Source organism: Pseudomonas sp. yb_9 (assembly GCF_043103635.1).
GTDB lineage: Bacteria > Pseudomonadota > Gammaproteobacteria > Pseudomonadales > Pseudomonadaceae > Aquipseudomonas > Aquipseudomonas monteilii.
In genome coordinates this window covers 1-20755 of sequence record NZ_JBICKA010000071.1, presented here as the reverse complement: position 1 = coordinate 20755, position 20755 = coordinate 1, and the positions used below count along the sequence as shown (strand labels likewise).

General features: G+C 63.1%; 6 protein-coding genes. 3 read left to right on the top strand and 3 right to left on the bottom strand.

Annotated elements, in window-relative coordinates:
* Positions 1-13 precede the first annotated feature (13 nt).
* The 3 genes from ACF8MI_RS19135 (at position 14) to ACF8MI_RS19125 (ending at position 5404) form a co-directional block, all read left to right on the top strand.
* Complete coding sequence (locus tag ACF8MI_RS19135) at positions 14-1108, top strand: aminotransferase class I/II-fold pyridoxal phosphate-dependent enzyme (protein ID WP_060501531.1); 1095 nt, start codon at positions 14-16, stop codon at positions 1106-1108.
* Between the two features lie 113 nt (positions 1109-1221).
* The gene (locus tag ACF8MI_RS19130; RefSeq protein ID WP_200928656.1) at positions 1222-2871 is read left to right on the top strand and encodes a cyclic peptide export ABC transporter; all 1650 of its coding nucleotides are present in this window, start codon (positions 1222-1224) and stop codon (positions 2869-2871) included.
* Between the two features lie 118 nt (positions 2872-2989).
* The gene (locus ACF8MI_RS19125) at positions 2990-5404 is read left to right on the top strand and encodes a TonB-dependent receptor (protein WP_156867558.1); all 2415 of its coding nucleotides are present in this window, start codon (positions 2990-2992) and stop codon (positions 5402-5404) included.
* Positions 5405-5487: 83 nt separating this feature from the next.
* On the opposite strand, the gene ACF8MI_RS19120 is transcribed toward ACF8MI_RS19125, so the two are convergent.
* The 3 genes from ACF8MI_RS19120 to ACF8MI_RS19110 form a co-directional block, all read right to left on the bottom strand.
* The gene (locus ACF8MI_RS19120) at positions 5488-6459 is read right to left on the bottom strand and encodes an alpha/beta hydrolase (RefSeq protein ID WP_104834268.1); all 972 of its coding nucleotides are present in this window, start codon (positions 6457-6459) and stop codon (positions 5488-5490) included.
* Positions 6460-6497: 38 nt separating this feature from the next.
* Positions 6498-15614, bottom strand: a complete 9117-nt coding sequence (locus ACF8MI_RS19115; RefSeq protein ID WP_392517720.1) for an amino acid adenylation domain-containing protein — start codon at positions 15612-15614, stop codon at positions 6498-6500.
* The coding region (locus tag ACF8MI_RS19110; protein WP_392517719.1) for an amino acid adenylation domain-containing protein at positions 15611-20755 on the bottom strand (5145 nt) is incomplete at its 5' end. The genes ACF8MI_RS19110 and ACF8MI_RS19115, both read right to left, overlap by 4 nt.

Below are 20755 nucleotides of genomic sequence, written 5' to 3'. Positions count from 1 at the left end.
AGGGAGAGTGACCATGCCCACCTTGAGCAGACGCCGTTTCGTCGCCGCCGCTACCTTGACCGGCCTTGCCCCCGCCATGCCCGTCTGGGCGGCGGGCGCAGCGAGCGATCCACCGGCGGACGACGCCATCATCCGCCTGGATTACAACGAGAGCCCGTATGGCCCCTGCCCTTCGGCACTCGAAGCAATGCACCAGGGCGCTCGCCAGAGTGGGCACTACTTTCCGGAACACGAATACCGCCTGGCTGAGCTGTTCGCCCGGCAAAACCAGGTACCCGAAGACCATGTGGCGGTCTTCTGCGGCTCCCGCTCGCCGTTGCAATACGCCTTGGCTCGCCACGCCGACAAGCGCACCGTGGTCACCGCCGCGCCGACCTATGACTCGGTGGCCAATGGCGCCAGGGCTGTCGGCGCAACCGTGCATGAGGTGCAGCTCGATGCTCGTCACGCCCATGACGTACGCGGCATGCTCGCCGCCACCCGGCAACCCGGGGTGCTGTACCTGTGCAACCCGAACAATCCCACGGGCACGCTGACCCCACGCGCCGACATCGAGCACCTGATCACCCACAAGCCGGCAGGCAGCCTGGCGATCATCGATGAGGCCTATATCCACTTTACCGACGCGCCATCCTGCCTGGACCTGGCGGTCAGCCATGACAACGTCATGGTCCTGAGAACGTTCTCCAAGCTCTATGGCATGGCCGGTGCCCGCCTGGGGCTGGTGGTCGGGAAACCGGCATTGCTCGCCGACCTGCAACGCCTGAACGGCTACAACTTCGTGCCACTTGCCGCTGCCATGGGCGGCATCGCCAGCCTGCAACAAGAAGACCTGGTCAGCGAACGAAAACACATCAATCGAGGCATTCTGCGAAACACGATCGACGCCCTGCAAAAGGCCGGCTACCGCTGCACCGACGCCCAGGCCAACTGCTTCATGGTGGCCCTCGGCCGCCCCGCCAAACCTGTGATCGAGGCGCTCGCGCAACGCAACATCCGGGTCGGGCGGGTATTCGAGGCGTGGCCGCAATGGATGCGTGTCAGTGTCGGCACACCGGCGCAGATGCAGACCTTCCTGAAGGCGTTTCTTGACGTCATGCACGGCTGAAGGCAGCCGCCTAAATCCACCCTCCGCGGCTTCGTTTAACACCTACCCAACAGCAGCGCACGCAAGGCGCTGCTCCCCCCGCCAGCGTCGGCTGATCTACTCAGGAGCACATCATGTCCCAGCCCACCCGCGGCGCCGTGCAGGACCTCTTCGCCCTGCTCAAGCCGTTTAAATACACCGTCGCGCTTTCCGTCATCCTGGGCATGGTCGGCGGCGTCAGCATCACCTTTCTGCTGGCCACCATCAACCGGGCCCTGCACGACGATTCCGGCCTGACCCAAGGCGTGGTCTGGGGCTTCGCCGGGCTTTGCCTGGTGGCCCTCGCCAGCTCGGTGTTTTCCGACATCGGTAGCAACCGAGTGGGCCAGCACATCATTGCCGCCTTGCGCAAAACGCTGGGCGAGAAGGTGCTGTCGGCCCCCATCGAACAAATCGAGCGCTATCGCAGCCATCGGCTGATCCCGGTGTTGACGCACGACGTAGACACCATCAGCGATTTCGCCTTCGCCTTCGCGCCCCTGGCGATCGCCCTGACCGTCACCCTGGGCTGCCTGGGCTACCTGGCCATGCTGTCCTTGCCCATGTTCCTGCTGATCCTGACCGCTATCGCCCTCGGCACCGTCGTCCAGTACATCGCACGGGCCCGGGGCATGCAGGGGTTCGTCGCGGCGCGTGATGCCGAGGATGAGCTGCAACGACACTACAATGCGATCGCCGGTGGCGCCAAGGAGCTGCGCATCCACCGCACTCGCCGTCAACGCATGTTCAGCCGCAACATCCAGGGCACGGCCGACCTGATTCGCGATACCCAGATCCGCTCCATCAATACCTTCGTCATCGCCAAGACCTTCGGCTCGATGCTGTTCTTCGTGGTCATCGGCCTGGCACTCGCCTTGCAATCGTTATGGCCCAACAGCGACAAAGCGGTCATGAGCGGCTTCGTCCTGGTGCTGCTGTACATGAAAGGCCCACTGGAATACCTGATAGGCACGCTGCCAATCATCAGCCGCGCCCAGATCGCCTTCCGCCGGGTTGCCGAGCTGTCCGAACGGTTCTCCTCGCCAGAGCCGCACCTGCTGCTCGAAGACAAGGCCAGCCAGCTGCCCGCCTTGCGCACCCTCGAGCTGCGTGATGTGCGCTTCGCCTTCCCCCCGGTCGACGGCAACGCACCGTTTACCCTGGGGCCGGTAAATCTGCAGATCCGCCAGGGCGATATCGTCTTCATCGTTGGCGAGAACGGCTGTGGCAAGACCACCCTGATCAAGCTGCTGTTAGGCCTGTACCCGCCGCAACAAGGCGAGATTCGCATCAACGACCAGCCCATCACCGCGCGGGATCGCGACGATTATCGCCAGCTCTTCACCACCATCTTTTCCGATTACTACCTGTTCGACGACCCCTTCCTGGGCGCCAAGCAGGTGCCAGAGAGCGCCGAGGTCTATCTCAAGCGGCTGGAAATCGCACACAAGGTCAGCATCCGCGACGGCAGCTTCACCACCACCGACCTCTCGACCGGGCAACGCAAGCGGCTGGCGCTGATCAATGCCTGGCTCGAAGAGCGCCCGGTGCTGGTGTTCGATGAGTGGGCTGCAGACCAGGACCCGACCTTCCGGCGCATCTTCTACACCGAGCTGCTGCCCGAGCTGAAGCGCCTGGGCAAGACCATCATCGTCATCAGCCACGATGACCGCTATTTCGATGTCGCCGACCAGCTGGTGCGCATGGCGGCCGGCAAGGTGGTCGTCGAGGCGTGCGTCGCCTGATGCAATAAAAGCGAAACATTTGCATTCCGGTTTGTCATCAGCCGTGCGTCATACCCCTAGTCACCCTAAAAAAAGATCTGCCCAGCCTATCCACTCAACCTCTACAACGAGCACCGAAATGCCCACCCACCTTCGATTGAATCACTTGACCCGGGCGCTTGGCCTTCGACGCGCATTCAACGCCCAACTGCCAGCACTGGCCCTGAGCCTGGCCCTGCCCTTGGCCGTCCAGGCGCAAGATCAGCAACTGACCTTGAATATCCCGGCACAGCCCTTGAGCGCGGCGCTGAAGGCATTTGCGGAGCAGACCGACGTGCAGGTGTTGTATGAGCCCGATGCCGTACAGAACCTGCGCTCAGGTGCGTTGAGCGGCCGCTACAATCTGGATGAGTCGGTACGCGTGCTGCTCAGGGAAAGTGGCTTGCGCTATCAGTTGCGCGACAACACCTTGACCTTGCAGGCGGCCTACGAAGGTGGCAGCGCGATGCTGCTCGATGCCACGAGTATCCAGTCGAGAACCCTGGGTGCCACGACCGAGGGAACAGGGTCTTACATCACCGGTTCCACCAATACCGCAACGAAGCTGGCCCTGTCGCCTCGCGAAACCCCACAGTCGGTCAGTGTGGTGACGCGTCGCCAGATGGACGACCAGAACATGCAGTCACTCGACGATGTCGCGCGCGCTGCCACCGGTATCAATACCGTGAAGGACTTCGGTACCGAGCGTTCGCGTTACTTCTCGCGGGGCTTCCAGGTCAACGACCTGCAGTACGACGGTGTGCCAAGCAGCATCTCGGAAAGTTTTTCCATGGACGTCACTTCGGTGAACAACATGGCGATCTATGATCGGGTCGAGATCGTTCGCGGCGCGAACGGCCTGATGCAAGGCGCCGGCTCGCCCTCGGCAGCGATCAACCTGGTGCGCAAGCGCCCGGGCGATACCTACCAGATGAAGGCCGAGATCGGCGCAGGGTCGTGGGACAACTACCGCGGCCAGATCGACGTTGGTGGCCCGCTCAATGCCGAAGGCACCCTTCGCGGGCGCACGGTCATGCTCTACAGTGCCGGCAACAGTTTCGTGGACAGGGCCAACAAGGACAACCAGCTGTTCTATGCGATCGGCGAAGCCGACCTGAGCGACTGGACAACCGTCAGCCTGGGTACCGTGTTGCAGAAGGACAACAATGGCGGATATGACTGGGGCGGCTTGCCAACTCAGAAAAGCGGCAGCTTTTACCCCTTCTCCCGATCGACTTCCTTCGCGCCGGGCTGGGCACACCTGAACAAGATCAACCGCACCGTGTTCGGCGACGTTCGCCACGAATTCAACGAGGACTGGAAGCTGACCGTGAACGGCAGCATGACCTGGTCCAATGCTGACTTCCTGGCCTTGTACGGCACCAACGTGGGCAACGACCAGCTCCAACTGCGTACCAACGATACCAAGTACGACGACGAGCAGATCAGCCTCGATGCGGCGCTCAATGGTGCGTTCGACCTGTTCGGTCGCAAGCACGAGCTGGTCTTCGGTGCCACGGCACGCAAGGATCGCTTCATCAACGAATCGCGTTACAACAACAACCCCACGACCGTCGACATTCTCGATTTCGACCCTCACCTGGTCGCCACCCCTACGTACAGTGGCGAGCGCGAGCAGTACCGGGCGGTGCGCAAGGACAAGGGGGTTTATGCCGCGACGCGCCTGAACGCTACCGACGACCTGCACGTGATTTTGGGCAGCCGCCTGAGCTCGGTGAAGTACGAGTCACCGGACGAGATGGAACCGTTCGAGGAAAAGAACAAGATCATCCCGTATGGCGGCATCGTCTACGATGTCACCGACAACACCTCGGTCTATGCCAGCTACACCGAAATCTACCAACTGCAGGCCAACTATGGCCTGGATAACAAGTTGCTCAGCCCGATCACCGGCACCAACTACGAAGTCGGGATCAAGAACGAGTTTCTGGGTGGCCGCGTCAACACCGCCATTGCGCTCTTCCAGGTAGACCAGAGCCACATGCCTCAGGTGATCAGCGGGGCACAGCGCGTCTGCGGACCAACCCGTGCCTCCAGTTGCTATGAGGAAGGCGGCAAGGTACGCAACCGTGGTTTCGACATCGAGGTCGGGGGTGAGGTCCTGCCGCAGTGGAACGTGATGGCGGGGTACACCTACAGCCATCCCGAGTATGTCGCCGGCGCCAAGAAAGGTACTGACTACTCGACCGAAACGGCCCCACAACGACTGTTCAAGGTCGCGACAAACTATCAGTTGCCTGGCCGCTTCCAGGACTGGAGAGTCGGTGGCAACGTCTACCACCAGAGCAAGATCTACCTGGGCGATGTGAAGCAGAGCGCCTACAACCTTGTCGATCTCAACACGCAGTACAAGATCAACAACAACTTGAGCGTGCAACTCAACCTGAACAACGTGTTCGACAAGAAGTACTATTCGTCTGTCTTCAACAGCAACCTGGGCAACTACTTCGGAGCGCCGCGTAACTTCGGCCTTACCCTGCGCTACGAAAACTGAGCCGCTGGGCTGACCTTAGCCCGCAATGCAAAAAATCCGATGCCCGGAAACGGGCATCGGATTTTTTTGCGTCCCGGCCAGCGTTATCGGCTGCCGGTACCTTCGGCCTGCAACCAACGGCGCACGCCGACGGCAAGCTGGTCGTAGACCTCCGTGACTTCCGGCACGATGGACAGTGTTCGCAGCAGATCGTGAGTCAGGCCCTCTGCCACGATACATTCAACGTTCACCCCGGCCTGCTCAAGCCGCGCCGCGTAGGCCTTGCCTTCATCCAGCAGCGGGTCCAGGCCTGCCAACAGAATGATCGCAGGTGCAAGCCCCGCAAGCTCATCCGCCAGCAACGGTGAGAAACGCCAATCCCGGCGGTCTTCGTCGGACTGCGCGTACTGCGCGTAGAACCAGTCGAGTGTCTCGTCTTCCAGCAAATACCCTTCACCGAACACGGTGTGCGACGAACGCTTGCAGCTTGCATCCGTTATCGGGTAGCACAGCAGCTGGCCAACAGGCGTTATCGCCGCCTGCGGGCCCTGCCTTGCCGCTTCGATCGCCAGCGCAGCGGCCAAGGTGGCCCCTGCGCTGTCGCCGGCGAACACGACCCGGGCCGGGTCGAGCCCCAGGCGCCGCCCCTGGGTCGCCAGCCACTGCACGGCGTCTGCGCAGTCCTCGTGGGCCGTCGGGAACCGGTGTTCCGGGGCAAGCCGGTAACCGACCGAAAGCACCGCGCAACGGGTACGCCCGGCAAGCTCTCGGCATACGCCGTCGTGCGAGTCCAGGCTGCCTACCACGTAGCCCCCACCGTGGAAATACAGCACCACCGGCAAGTTCTCGCCCGCGTCAACCGAGGGTCGGTAAAGCCGTAACGCAAGCGAACTGCCATCGCGCACGACAGCCGACAGGTCTTCGACCCGCAGATCCCAAGGCACGGGCCAGCGCAGTCGTTGCGAAGACGACTCGAAGGTTGCCCGTGCCTGGGCCGGAGAAAGCGTGTGCAGCGGTTTGATATCAAGGTTCAAGCCAGCCAGGTCGAGGAAGGCTTCCAACGCGTTATTCAACATGAAACTCCCTAAATGCTCGGCGCTGCTGTCCTCGGCCGTCAGGCCGGGACAGTCACGTCCACACAATGTTCGATCAGTGCCACCAGCTCGCGCTGGAACTGTTCCATCAGCCGCTCTATCGTCTCGGCTCTGTAGCGGCGTTTGCTGTAGATGCAGCGGAACGAGAGCACCCCGTCATAGACCTGCCCTACCGTCTGCAGCTGGTTCACCAGGTTGGCATCGGCGTGGTAGCAATCGCCCGGATCATCGGCAGCTGGCTCCAGCAACGCATGCTCGTCGAAGTGCTGATCGAACTGCCCGAAGTAGTTGAAGGTGACCTCGGCCTGGGCCCCTTCAAGCAGTTGCCGACGCATCTCACCCGAACCGAACTGGCGCAAGACCGCGTAGCCGATACCCTTTTCGGGGATGGCTGCCAGCTGCCGCTGCGTGCTGCGAATGGCTTGCGCTGCCGGGTCGTCCAGGCGTGATGTGAGGCGGACCGGGAACAGGCTGTTGAACCAGCCGAGGGTACGCGAGACATCGACGCCCTCGAACAGGTCCTCGCGGCCATGGCCTTCCAGTTGCACCATCACCGCCTCTTGGCCGGTCCAGCGGCCCAGTGCACGCCCGAGCGCCGTCAACAAGATGTCATTGACCTGCGTGCCATAGGCAGCCGGCGCCTGCTTCAGGAGCTGCGTCGTTTGTTGCGGCGTCAGCCGGAAATGGCTCACCGCCTGTTGGCTGGAGTGATTGCGACCGCGCGGGTTGTCGCAGGGCAGCTTCCCGGCGCAAGGACGAACCTGATCAAGCCACCAGTCGCCCTGCTGCGCTTCAATGGATGTTGCCTCGGCCTGCAGGCGCTCGACCCATGACCGGTAGCTGCTGGTCCGTGCAGGCAGCACAGGGTCTGTTCCAAGGCAGCACGCCGCATAGGCAGTCTGCAGGTCCTCGAGGAGAATGCGCCATGACACACCGTCCATGACCAAGTGGTGAAGGATCAACAGCAACCGCGCCTGCCCATCCGGCAGCTGGATATGCAGGGTGCGCCAGAGTGGGCCTTGCGCCAGATCGAGGCTGCGTTGCGCCTGGTTGGCCAGTGCCGTCATCGCCTCCATGCTCTCGACACGGTGCAGGTTCAGCCTGGGCGTCGTGCTACCGGAAGGCTCGCCATAGCACTGCATCCACTGCCCGTGCGGCTGGGAGAAACGCAGCCGCAGCGCGTCGTGATGCAGTTCGATATGCTGCAGCGCCTGCTCAAGGGCGACGAGGTCCAGGGCCGCCCGGGGCCTGAGCATCAATGCCTGGTTGAAATGGGCCGGATCGGGCAGCTGCTGCTCGAACATCCACTGCTGGATAGGCAGCAGGTTGAACAGGCGCTGGTCGACCTCTGTCGACAGCTGCGCCTCAACCACCGCAGGCGCGGCCTCCCAATGGGCAACGATCGCCTCGATCGTCTGATAACGCATCAAGTCGCGCAGCTTGAGGTCCAGGTCAAGCTGCGGATGGTTTCTGACACGAGAGACGACTTGCAGGCTGAGGATGGAGTCCCCTCCCCGCTCGAAGAAATTATCGGTAATGCTCAAATCGTCGACCTGCAGAACCTGCTCCCAGATATCCACCAGGATCGATTCCCGCTGGTTTCTCGCTGGCTGGAACTGCGTCGAAACGAACTCGGGTTCGGGCAATCGCAGGCGGTCGATCTTTCCATTGGGCGTGACAGGGAATTGCGCCAACTCGATCAGGTAGGCAGGCACCATGTAATCGGGTAAGTGGTCGGCCAGGCGCGCCTTCAGTTCGCCAGCGATACCCGCCTGCTCGCTGACAACGTAGCCTACAAGCTGTTTGCCTACCGGGCTTTCCCTGACCACCACCAGGGCATTGCGGATGCCAGGCTGCGCCCGCAGGCACGCTTCGATTTCACCAAGCTCGACCCGGAAGCCACGCAGCTTGACCTGATGGTCGGCACGCCCCACGTAGTCGACCAATCCATCCAGGCGCTGTCGGACGACGTCGCCACTGCGGTACATGCGCCCGCCCTCGCCAGCCGGATCCGGCACGAATCGTTCCGCCGTCAGGCCCGCACGGCCATGGTAACCACGGGCGATGCCATCACCGCCGATCATCAGTTCACCGGCAAAGCCTATACCAGACGGATTGAGGTCATTGTCGAGGATGTGCAGCGTACGGCAGCCGACCGCATGGCCGATGGGTGCATAGGCAGCCTCGCAGCGTGCGCCGCCGCCCGCCTTCCAGAGCAACGGCGTGACCACGGTCTCGGTCGGGCCATAGCCATTGGTGAACAGCCGTGGCCTGAGTGCAGCCTTGACCTGCTCGAAGGTCTGCTCGGGCACGGCATCGCCGCCAAAGCAGTAGATATCCACTGGCGGTGGCTCGTGCCCCGCGTCATGCACTGCTTCTGCCAGCTGTTTCAGGTAGGCGGGAGGGAAGCAGGCGATCGTGATTTCATGCTGCCAAAGTGCCTGAAGCGTCTGTTCGGCGGTCCACAACTCGCCATCGCGAATAACCAGAGCGCCCCCGCTCGCAAGTACGCTGAGCCAGCGCTCCTGGGCCCCGTCGAAGGCGAAGGACATGAAGTGCAGTTCTCGCGTTGCAGGCCCCATTTCATAGAGCTGCATGATCGCCTGGCAATGCCGGCTCAGAGGGCCTTGAGACACCGCCACGGCCTTGGGCCTGCCGGTCGATCCCGATGTATAGATCAGATAGGCCAGGCAACGCTCGTCCACGGCAATGTCGACGAACGCCGGGCCTGCATCGGCAGGCTGCGCATCAGGCGCGAGAACGGGCAGGTGGCCATGCTCCGGCAGAGCGTCGCGGCACTCTGGCCGAGTGATCATCAACGACATGCCTGAATCCTGGATCATCCAGGCCAGGCGCTCCATCGGATACTCCAGGTCCAATGGCACATAGGCAGCGCCTGTGCGCATTACGGCGAGCAGCGCGACCACCAGCTCCGCCGAGCGTTGCAATGCCACCCCAACCACCGTTTCAGGTCCGGCACCGCTTGCCTGCAAGGCAAGTGCCAGGCGCCCCGAACGGCGGTCCAGCTCCGCATAACTGATGCGCTCATCACCGCAGACCAGGGCGATGGCATCGGGGCGATCGTGGGCGTGCTCGATGATCAGCTCTGCCATCCGTTCCGGGCGGTAGCTTGCCAGCGCTTGCGTGGCAGTGTCGGCGACAGGGGCGCGCTGCGCAGCGGGCACAATGTCCAGGTTGCCAAGGCGTACCTGCGCATCCTGCAGCAGGGTTTCAAGCACCGACTCCATGGTCTGGCGAATACCGTCGACCGCCTGTTCGCTGAACGCATTGCGCAGGTAAAGGTACTCGATCATCAGCGTATCGTTGAGGTGAATCGCAAGGTCCATGGGGAAGTTGGTGACCCCCACGTCATTGGAATCACCAAACTCCAGACCTGCCTCGGGCGCCTCACGCAAACCTTCGTCGATGGGGTAGTTCTCGAAGACGATGATGCTGTCGAAGAGTTTCTGCCCCGGCACGGCCGACCAGCGTTGAACCTCGTTCAACGGCGTATGCGACCAGTTGCGCAGCTCGACGTTGTAGGCCTGCAAGGCCTGCAGCCAGTCCGCCAGGCGCATCAGAGGGTCCAGCGTCTGCGACACAGGCAAGGTATTGATGAACAGGCCCAAGGTGGTGTCGGCATCCTGCAGCGACTCTGGGCGCCCGGCCACGGTCGCGCCGAACGTGACGTTGCGCTTGCCCGTGTAGCGCTGCAGCAGCAGAAGCCAGGCGCCCTGGATCAGGGTGTTAGGGGTAATACGCAACGTTCGGCAGTACTGCTGAAGACGTTTGGTCCATGCGGCGTCACGCCGGGTATACAGCGCGTGGTGGCCCGGTTCATCCGAAGTGTGCCGTGGGTACACGGCTTGACTGAGCGACGTCACCTCGCTGTGCGCCAGGCTGGCGCGCCAGAACGCTTCCTGACGAGATTTGTCCTGCGCCTGCAACCAGGCAATGAAATCGCCGTAGCGGCCGCTGGAGCCAGTGACCGGTTGGCCGGCGTAATGCTGCATCAGTTCGGCAAACAGCCTGGACTTGCTCCAGCCATCCATCAACAGGTGATGGCTCGTCCATATCATCTGGTAACTCGACGACGTCAGTCGAACCAGCACCATGCGGTGCAACGGCGCCTGCGTCAGGTCAAAACCTGCCACCAGCTCCTCACGCGCGACCTCACCGGCCAACCTGTCCGGCGCTGCATCCGCCCGGGCGTCGATTTCGCGCATCGGCATGTGCGCCTGGGCGTGCACGATCTGTACCGGCTCATCCAGCCCGACCCAGTGGAAACTGGTGCGCAATACCTCGTGCCGTGCGATGACCGCTGCCCATGCGCCGACGAACGCCTCAATATCGAGCCCGCTGATAGGCAGGCTGACCTGGTTGATGTAGAGATCATTGCCACTGTCTTCGATCGAATGGAACAGCATGCCCTTCTGTGCAGGCGACAGCGGGTACATGTCGGCGATCTCGGCGATCGGAACCGGCAGCTCGTCCAGTTGCGTCTGGCTGAGCGAACACAGCGGGAAGTCGGACGGGGTGGCCCCTGCGACGCCTGGCAGGGTGCAGTGCTCGATCAGCGCCACAAGCTCCAGATGGAACGCTTCAGCCAGGCCTTGAATGGTGGAATCGCTGAAACGCCGTGAGCTGAAGCGCCAGTCGATGCGCAACCCCTCCGGCCATACCCGAGCATCGACCGACAGACCGTTGCCGCACGACGATTCACGCCCTTCCCCGTTCTGCAATGGCTCGAACAGCACGTTGGCCAGCGCCTTCCGGTAGCTGAAGGAGCACTGCGGCACCGGCAATGCGGCCAAGGTTTCCCTGCTGGCTTCGTCTCCCAGATAGCGTAACGCGGCGAACGACAGGCGCTTGTCTGCAGCCGTACGCAACTGTTGCTTGAGCCCCTTGATCGCGCCATCCAGCGTGGTCTTGTCAATGTCGAGAACGACAGGGAACGGATAATCCAGGCAGCCAACCGTGCGGCTCAGATCGATACCCGAGCATGTCTGGCGACGGGTATCAGCCTGCACGCCAAGCAAGACCCTGTCCTGGCCTGTCCAGCGGGCCAAGACACGCGTCAGCGCGACCAGCAGCAGGTCGCCGGGCTCGGCGCGGTAGGCTGCGGCGGCCTGCTCTGTCAGGCGTCGGGTCAGGTCGAGGTCCAGCCAGGTACCCAACGTTGCACTGTCGGCGGGCGCCCCTGCTTCTCGTGGGCTGCCAACCAGCTCGTCACTGATCCCGGCCAGTGCCTTCTGCCAATGGCTCAATACGCTCGGAGCATCCTCGAGCGAGTCATGCACGGAATACGCCCAGCGCTGAACCGAGGTGGACTTGGCGGGAAGCGCCACAGGTTGCCCTGCGTCGAGCTGCTCGCAGGCCAGGCGCAGATCCTGCAGGACGATGTCCCGGGATGCCTCGTCCATCGCCAGCGCATGGTTTACCAGCAGCAGCCGTTGGCTGCCATCTGCCAGCGTCGCCAGGACTGCCCGGACCAGGATGCCTCTATGGACATCGAGGCTGGCACCCGCCTGCCTGGCCAACGCGTCCAACTGTGCCGGGTCCTGCACGGCTGCATGCCACAGCACGGGCTCCTTCTGCCAAAGCGCCTGGTGTTCGCAAAGCGGCGCGCCGTGCGCCTCCTGCGCGGCATTGAACGCCAACCGCAACCCGTCGTGGTGCGCCAATACGGCCTGCAAGGCCTTTTCCGTCGTGTCGGGGTCAAGCGCACGGGTAGGTCTGAGCGTCATCACCACGCTGCCAGGCGCATCACCATTGCCCTGCAGTTCGAAAAAGCGTGCCTGGGCGGGCAGCAAGGGCACCTTGCCGATGATCGGCCCCTGGTCGAACGTCGACGTGCCGCCGTCATCCTGCTCTGCCACGGACGCCAGCCCCTGGATGGTCTGGTGCTGGAACAACTGCTTGGGCGTGAAACGTATACCTTCCCGACGGGCCCGACTGACGACCTGGATCGACACGATCGAGTCGCCTCCAAGCTCGAAGAAGTTGTCGGTGATGCCCACTCTTTCAAGCTTCAGCACATCGGCCCAGATGCTCACGAGCTTCGCTTGCAGCGCGCTCTGCGGTGGCACGTAGGCTTTCTGCTGCTGGCTCACATCCGGCTTGGGCAGCGCTTTGCGGTCCAGCTTGCCATTGGGGGTAAGCGGCAAGGCCTGCAGCACCACCAGGTAGCTCGGCACCATGTAGTCGGGCAATGCCGCCTTGAGATGTTGCAGGATTTCCTCATGACTGGCCGCCCCTTCATCAAGCACCAGGTACGCAGCCAGCTGCTTGGCATGGCGCCCATCGATGTCGATCACTACCGCCTCGCGAACACCCGCATGCTCAAGCAGACTGGATTCGATCTCGCCCAGCTCGATGCGCAAGCCGCGGATCTTCACCTGATGATCGATACGCCCCGCGTACTCGATCACGCCCCCTGTTCGATAACGCGCCAGGTCGCCGGTGCGGTACAGCCGCCCCCCGCCCTGCTGGCTGGCATCATGAGGGTCCGGGACGAACCGTTCGGCGGTGAGGCTCGGCCTGCGATGGTAGCCTCGCGCCAAGCCGACGCCGCCCAGGTAGAGCTCGCCGTTTGCGCCATGAGGAAGCGCAAGCAGATCGCGGCTGAGAATGTGCGTCTTGAGGTTGTCGATGGGCGTGCCGATCGGGACGCTGCCCGGACACGATGGCCGGCAGGTCCAGTGGGTTACGTCGATCGCAGCTTCGGTAGGGCCATAAAGGTTGTACAGGCTGGCGTGTGGCAATCGGGCCAAGATCTGCTCCGACAGATCGGCAGGCAACGTCTCGCCACTGCAGACGACACGTCGCAAGGTATCGCAGCGCTCGACATGCTCGCAGGTCATGAACGCCTGCAACATCGATGGCACGAAATGCAACGTCGTCACACCGTGTCGCTGAATGGTGCTCACCAAGCGCTCAGGGTCGCGGTGGTCACCCGGTTGCGCAAGCGCCAGCCTGGCGCCGGTCAACAGGGGCCAGAAGAACTCCCACACCGAGACGTCGAAGCTGAAGGGGGTCTTTTGCAGGACCGTATCAGCGGCGCCCAGACCATAGGCCTTCTGCATCCAGATAAGGCGGTTGACCAATGCCTGGTGCGCGTTGGCTGCACCTTTCGGTCGCCCTGTCGAGCCCGAAGTGTAAATCACGTAGGCAAGGTGTTCGGGGTGGGTGAGGTGCACGGGATCGTTGGCGCTGAAAGCCGTCAGCCAACTGTCGTCGTCATCCAGCACAATGCTGCGCACACTGGAAGGGATCGGCAGGTGTTCGAGCAATGCACGCTGCGTCAGCAGTAACCCGATCCCGCTGTCGTCCATCATGTAAGCAAGCCGATCCCTCGGATACTCAGGGTCGAAGGGAACGTAGGCGCCGCCGGCCTTGAGGATAGCCAGCAGGCCCACGACCATTTCCAGCGAGCGTTCGACCGCGATGCCGACCAGCACGTCGGGCCCTACCCCCTGCTCGCGCAATGCGTGAGCGAGGCGGTTGGCGCGCTGATTGAGCTGTCGATAGGTGAGCTGCTGTTCGCCGAACAGAACGGCCAAGGCATCAGGTGTTTCGCCTGCCTGCGCCTCGATCAACTGATGCACGCTCCGATCAGCGGGATAAGATGCCTGGGTGTGGTTCCAGTGTTCGAGAATTTCCTGCTGTTCATCGGCCGCGAGTAGGGGCAGCTCGCCGATCCGTTGCCGAGGATGGTTAACGATCGATTGCAGCAGGTTGATCCAGTGCCGCGCCATGCGTTGCACGGTTGGCTCATCGAACAGCGCCGTGGCGTAATTGAGCTCTGCCGAGATACCTTCGTCGTGCTCGACGGTGTTCAGGGTCAAGTCGAACTGCGCCGTCTTGCGTTGCCAGGCAATGTGCTCGACCAGCAGGCCAGGCAGGCTACGCTGCGTACCTGCGGCGACTTTCTGGTGGTTGTACATGACCTGGAACAGCGGGCTGTGGCTCAGGCTGCGCTCAGGGTGCAGCGCCTCGACCAGTTGTTCGAAAGGCAGGTCCTGGTGGGCTTGGGCATCCTGCGTCATCTGGCGCGTCTGGGCCAGCAGGTCGCTGAAGTGCACAAGCGAACCGAACTCGGCCTTGAGCACCTGGGTGTTGACGAAAAAGCCGATCAGCCGCTCGGTTTCGACACGGTTGCGGTTCGCGACCGGGATGCCGATGCGGATGTCATCCTGCCCACAGTATCGATGCAGTAAGGTCTGGAAGCTGGCCAGCAGCAGCGTGAAGAGTGTCGCACCCTGCTGCTGCGCCAGTTGCTTGAGGGCATCGGCCAGACGGCGTTCGACCTCAAGGTGCACGCTGGCGCCCTCGAAACACTGGTTCGCTGGGCGCGGGCGGTCGCTGGGCAGCTCGAGAACCGGGTGCTCGGTCCCCAGGTGCTGCTTCCAGAACGCCAACTGTCGCTCCTGCTCCCCCGCTTCCATCCAGTGCCTTTGCCAGATGGCATAGTCGGCGTACTGAATCGGCATCTCAGGAAGCGCGAGGGGCTGGCCCATGCAGTGATGCCCGTAGTGCTGGATCAGCTCTTCGACCATCAGGTGCATCGACGAGCCGTCAGTGGCGATATGGTGCAGCGTAATGATCAGCACATGATCATCTTCTGCTACCCGTAGCAGCCTGACTCGGACAGGCCGTTCGTGCTCAAGATCGAAAGGCGCGGGGGCCTCGGCCTCTACAAGCGCCTGCAGGCGCTGTTCGAGATCGATTGCCGGTTCGCGGTCGACCTGCTCGATATCGAGCGTGAACACGCTTTGTGGATGAATGATCTGCACCACCTGATCGTCGTTCAGACCAAACGTGGTTCGCAGGGTCTGATGGCGTGCCTGCAGTGCCTCGAAGCTCGCGCGCAACGCCTCGCTATCCAGTTCGCCCTTGAGCCTCAAGGCGACTGGCAGGTTGTAGGCAGATCCCTGGGGGTCCATCTGCCAAAGGAACCACTGGCGCTGCTGGGCGAACGAAACCGGGATGACGTCGAACAGTGTTTGAACGCATGGCACTGGTAAGTTGGCCGGAGAAATGTTCTCGGCGTGCATCTTCTGCAGATACAGCTTGCGCTTGGCCAACGGCAGCGTGACAAAACGCTTGGCGATATTCAGCGCGGCATCATTACTCATTCATTCACCTCGAACTCTTCAAAAAGCATATCCAGACGCTGCAGTTTTTCGTCGAAAGCCGACGCGTCGCCGATGGATTCGATGTATCTGGCGAAATCGCCCAGGACCGGGTGCTGGAACAGCACGGCCGGTTCCACGGTCAATCCCAGGGAAAGTTGCAAGCGCGAGAGCACCGACAGCGCCAGCAGCGAATGCCCGCCCAGGTCGAAGAAGTTGTCATTGAGACCGACCTTCTCGACATTCAGCAGCTGTGCCCAGACGGCAGCGACCTGCTGCTCGACCGCGCTCTGCGGCGCGACATGGCCTTGCTGCGATACGCCAAGGTCGGGCTGGGGCAAGGCTTTGCGGTCCAGCTTGCCGTTGGGCGTCAGCGGCAGCGCATCGAGCCAGGTCAGGTACGCGGGGACCATGTAATCCGGCAAGGCCGCGCGCAGCTGTTCGCGCAGGTGCCGACGCAAGGCGCTGCGCTGCTCCTCCGTCGCGACCACTTCGCCGTTCGAGACCAAGTAGCCGGCCAGTTGCTTGCCGCCAGGCCCATCGATGTCGATGACCACCGCCTCGCGCACCGCAGGATCATCAATCAGCCTTGCCTCGATCTCGCCCAGTTCGATGCGATAGCTCCGCACCTTTACCTGGTGGTCGATGCGGCCCACGTACTCGAGCAGGCCATCGCTGCGATAGCTGGCCAGGTCACCCGTACGGTAGAGCCTGCCACCGCCCTGCCCGCTACGATCGTAGGGGTCCGGGACGAAGCGCTCGGCGGTCAACGCGGCGCGGCGCTGATACCCCCGGGCCAGGCCATCGCCACCGATCATCAGTTCCCCGGCCATGCCGGCCGCGGCTGTCGAGAGATCGTGCGCCATGACCTGCAAGGTGGTGTTGGCAATCGGCTTGCCCAGCAACGGCAAGGGGTGTTCGTTGTCCAGGCAGTACGCCGCCGACCAGATCGTCGTTTCGGTTGGCCCGTAAAGGTTCCAGATGCGACCGCACAACGGCAGGAGCTGCTCGGCCAGGTCGACAGGCAGTGCCTCACCGCCACTGATAACCTTACAGCCACGCAAGGTCTGCGCCGGCAGCGCCTGCAACAGCATGCGCCAGGTCGACGGTGTGGCCTGGATGGTGGTGATGGCGTGGCGCTCGATCACCGCCTGCAGCGCCGACGGGTCCTTGTTCTGGCGCTCGCCGAGCAGTACCACCGAAGCCCCGGCCAACAGCGGCAGGTATAGCTCCAGGCCGGCGATGTCGAACGACAGCGAAGTCAGCGCCAGGACCCGGTCGCTGGCGTCGATCCCAGGCTCGACAGCCATGCTGGCGAGGAAGTTGACCAGTGCCTGGTGGCGTACCTCGACCCCCTTGGGCCGACCGGTGGAACCGGAGGTGTAGATGCAATAGGCGAGATGCTCGGGGTGCTGCACGATGCCGAGATTCTCGCCATCGAAGGCCTCGACCTGATGCCAGTCGCTGTCCAGGCACCAGGCCTGCGCGCCGTGCGTGGGCAGTTGCGGCAGCAGATGACTGAGGGTCAGCAACAAGTGCGCCCCACTCTGCTCCATCATGTACGCCAGGCGCTCGCGGGGGTATTCCGGGTCCAGTGGCACATAGGCGCCGCCGGCCTTGAGAATCGCCAGCAGGCCCACGACCATTTCCACCGACCGTTCGACGGCAATCGCGACCAGCACATCTGGCCCGACGCCCAACGTGCGCAACTTGCTCGCCAGCCGGTTGGCTCGCTGGTTGAGCTCATGGTAGCTCAAGGTCTGTTCGGCAAACCGCAATGCCGGGGCCTCAGGGGTACGCACAACCTGCATTTCGAACAATTCGGGCAGGCAGTGCGCCTGCGGGTACTGCATCTGGGTACGGTTCCAGTCGTGGACGATGCGCTGTTGTTCCTGGTCATCGAGCATCCGCAGTTCACCGACAGGGGTATCGGCGTGTTGCACCAACGCGTGCAGCAGATTGGCAAAGTGCCGGGCGATCTGCTCCACGCCGGTGTCGCCGAGGTGGCTGCGGTCGTAGTGGTAATGGATCGTCAGCGCATTGCCCGACTCGATCATCAGCGTCAACGGATAGTGGGTCCGCTCACGATTCTGCGTGCCCGAAAACACCAGGCCTGCGCTGGAACCCTGCTGCAGGACTTCGCCGACCGGGTAGTTCTCGAACACCAGCAGCGTGTCGAACAACTGCTCACCGGCCGAGCCTGCCCAACGCTGAATGTCATAGAGCGGCGTGTGCTCATGTTCGCGCATGCTCAGGTTCTGCGCCTGCAGACGTTCGACCCACTCCCCCACCCGCAGGTCAGGCTGCAGCCTGCCAGCCACCGGCAAGGTGTTGATGAACAGGCCCAGCTGCTGCTCGACACCGCGCAGGTCTGCCGGCCGTCCGGCAACCGTGGCACCAAATGCCACGCCTTCCTGGCCGGTATAGCGGTGCAACAGCAGTAGCCAGGCAGCCTGCAGCAAGGTATTGACCGTCACCCGCCGTTGCCTGGCAAACGCGCTCAACGCCTGGAAGCACGCCGGGTCGAGCGTCTGATGATGTTCGCCATGGCCAGTGTCGGCGCGGCTGCGATCCTGACGCAGCGCCTGAGCCAGGCGCGTGGGCTCGGTGAGGTGCAGCAATTGCTGGCGCCAGAACGTCTCGCTCTGCCCCGCGTCCTGGCGCTGCAGCCACTCGATATAGTCGCGGTAGCGGCCTGCCGGGTGCTCCAGGGCAACGCCTGCGTAGTGTTGCAACACCTCGCCCAGCAGCTGCGCATTGCTCCAGCCATCCATCAGGATATGGTGGCTGGTAAAAATCAGGTGATGCCGGCCGCTGCCTGTACGGATGGCCGTCAGTCGCAGCAACGGTGCGGCCTGCAAGTCGAAGCCACGCCGACGATCCGCCTCGGCCCAGGCATCCAGACGCCCCTCGAAGTCATCCTGGTCCTGGTCGTCCCAGTCCAGCACGTCGAACGGCAGCTCGACGTGCTTGCGAATCACCTGCACCGGGCGTTCCAGATGGGCGACGAATGCGGCGCGCAATACGTCGTGTCGATCCAGCATTGCCTGCCAGGCACGCTTGAAACGCTCGATATCCAGCCCCGAGACGTTGACTCGCATCTGATTGACGTACTCACCCTGGCCCTGCTCGAAGACCGTGTGAAACAGCATGCCCTGCTGCATGGGCGAGAGCGGATAGATGTCATCGATGGCAGCCGCCGGGATCGGCAACGCATCCAGCTGGGCCTGGTCCAGCGCTGCCAGCGGCACATCGGACGGTGTCAGGCCGACCGCGCCCTGGCTGACGCAATGGTCGATCAACGCCTGGAGTTCGGTCATGTAGTCATCGGCCAGGGCCTGGACCGTGGCGCGGTCGAACATGGCCTGGCTGAAGGTCCAGGCCAGGCTCAACTCGCCGGCATAGACCTGCCCGTTGATCGACAGCAGGTTTTCCAGCAGGGCCTCGGCAGACTGGCTGGCGCCGCTGCTTTCGCTGGCTGGCTGCAGGAATCGCTCGGTGCCCGGGCCCGCGCCTTCGGCAAAGGTACTGTCAAGCTGCCCCAGGTAATTGAAGGTGATGGGGGGCACTGGCAGGCCAGCCAGCACATCGTGTGCGTGCGAATCCCCCAGGTAGCGCAGCGCGCCATAGCCGATGCCCTTGTCGGGGATGGCGCGAAGTTGCTCCTTGATCTGCTTGATGGAGGCGCCGAGGTCCGACGCAGCGGTCAGCTTCACGGGGAAGAGGCTGGTCAGCCAGCCGACCGTCCGCGTCAGGTCGACCGCATCGAACAGGTCTTCACGGCCGTGCCCTTCCAGTTGCACCAGCACGTCTCTGCGTTGGGTCCAACGGGCAACCACCCGGGCCAGTGCGGTCAGCAGCAAGTCGTTGACCTGGGTGCGGTATGCCGTCGGCGCCTGTTGCAACAACCGCGAGGTCTGCTGCCGGTCCAGGCGTGCATGCACCGTCGCGCCGTGGCGGCCATGCAACGAACCATCCGCCCTGTCCAGAGGCAGTTGCGGGTCAACCCCTTGCAACTGCGACTGCCAATAGCCGAGCTCTGCCTGCAGCGCTTCGCTTTGCGCGTAGGCCTGCAGCCGTTCGGCCCAGGCTTTGGTCGAGGTGGTCTTGGCAGGCAACACGGCAGGCTGACCTGCCATGTGACGGTCATAGGCGCTTTGCAGGTCTTCCAGGAGAATGCGCCAGGACACGCCATCCACCGCCAGGTGATGAATCACCAGCAGCAGGCGCTGGCTACCATCGGGCAGGGTCGCCAATACACCGCGCAACAGCGGCCCCCGCTGCAGGTTCAAGCTGCGCTGCGCGCGCTCGCACAGGGCGTGTAGCGCGTCCGGATCGGTCAGGGTCTCGGCCCACAGCAACCCGGCCTCGACGTCGCCCGGCGCACAATGAGCGGCGTGCCAAGCGCCCGCGTCCTGGGGTGGCGTGAAGCGCAGGCGCAACGCATCATGATGCTCAAGCAGCGTGTGCAAGGCCTTCTCCAGCGCGGCGCTATTGATGACCTTGGTCGAGGTCAGCAGAACCGCCTGGTTCCAGTGATGTGGCTCGGCGATCGACTGTTCGAGGAACGCCTGCTGGATCGGCAGCAAGCGTGTCTCGCCGATCACCGGCGCCTGGTCGATCTGCGGGCCGTTGCCTTCCATGCGCGTGGCGACCGAGGCCAGGTCTTGTACGGTCTGATGCTGGAACAGCGCCTTGGGCGTGAAGCGGATACCGGCCTGCCTTGCCCGGCTGACGACCTGGATCGAGATGATCGAGTCCCCTCCCAGTTCGAAGAAGTTGTCCGTCACACCGACCTGATCGAGCTTCAGCACCTCGGCCCAGATCGTCGCGATCTGTTGCTCCAGCGCGTTGCGCGGGGCCACGTAGCTGTCTTGCAGCACACTGGCATCGGGCTTGGGCAGGGCTTTGCGGTCCAGCTTGCCGTTGGCCGTCACCGGCAGGCGCTCGAGGAACAGCAAGTGGGTCGGGACCATGTAGTCGGCCAGGCCGAGCCTGAGGTGCTCGCGCAGTTCGCCGCGCAGCGCACTCTGTTGCTGTGGGTCGCTCGGCAGGTCGCCGGCCATGACCAGGTACGCGGCCAGTTGCTTGCCACCCGGCCCGTCGATGTCCAGCACCACCGCCTCGCGCACGCTCGGCTGCTC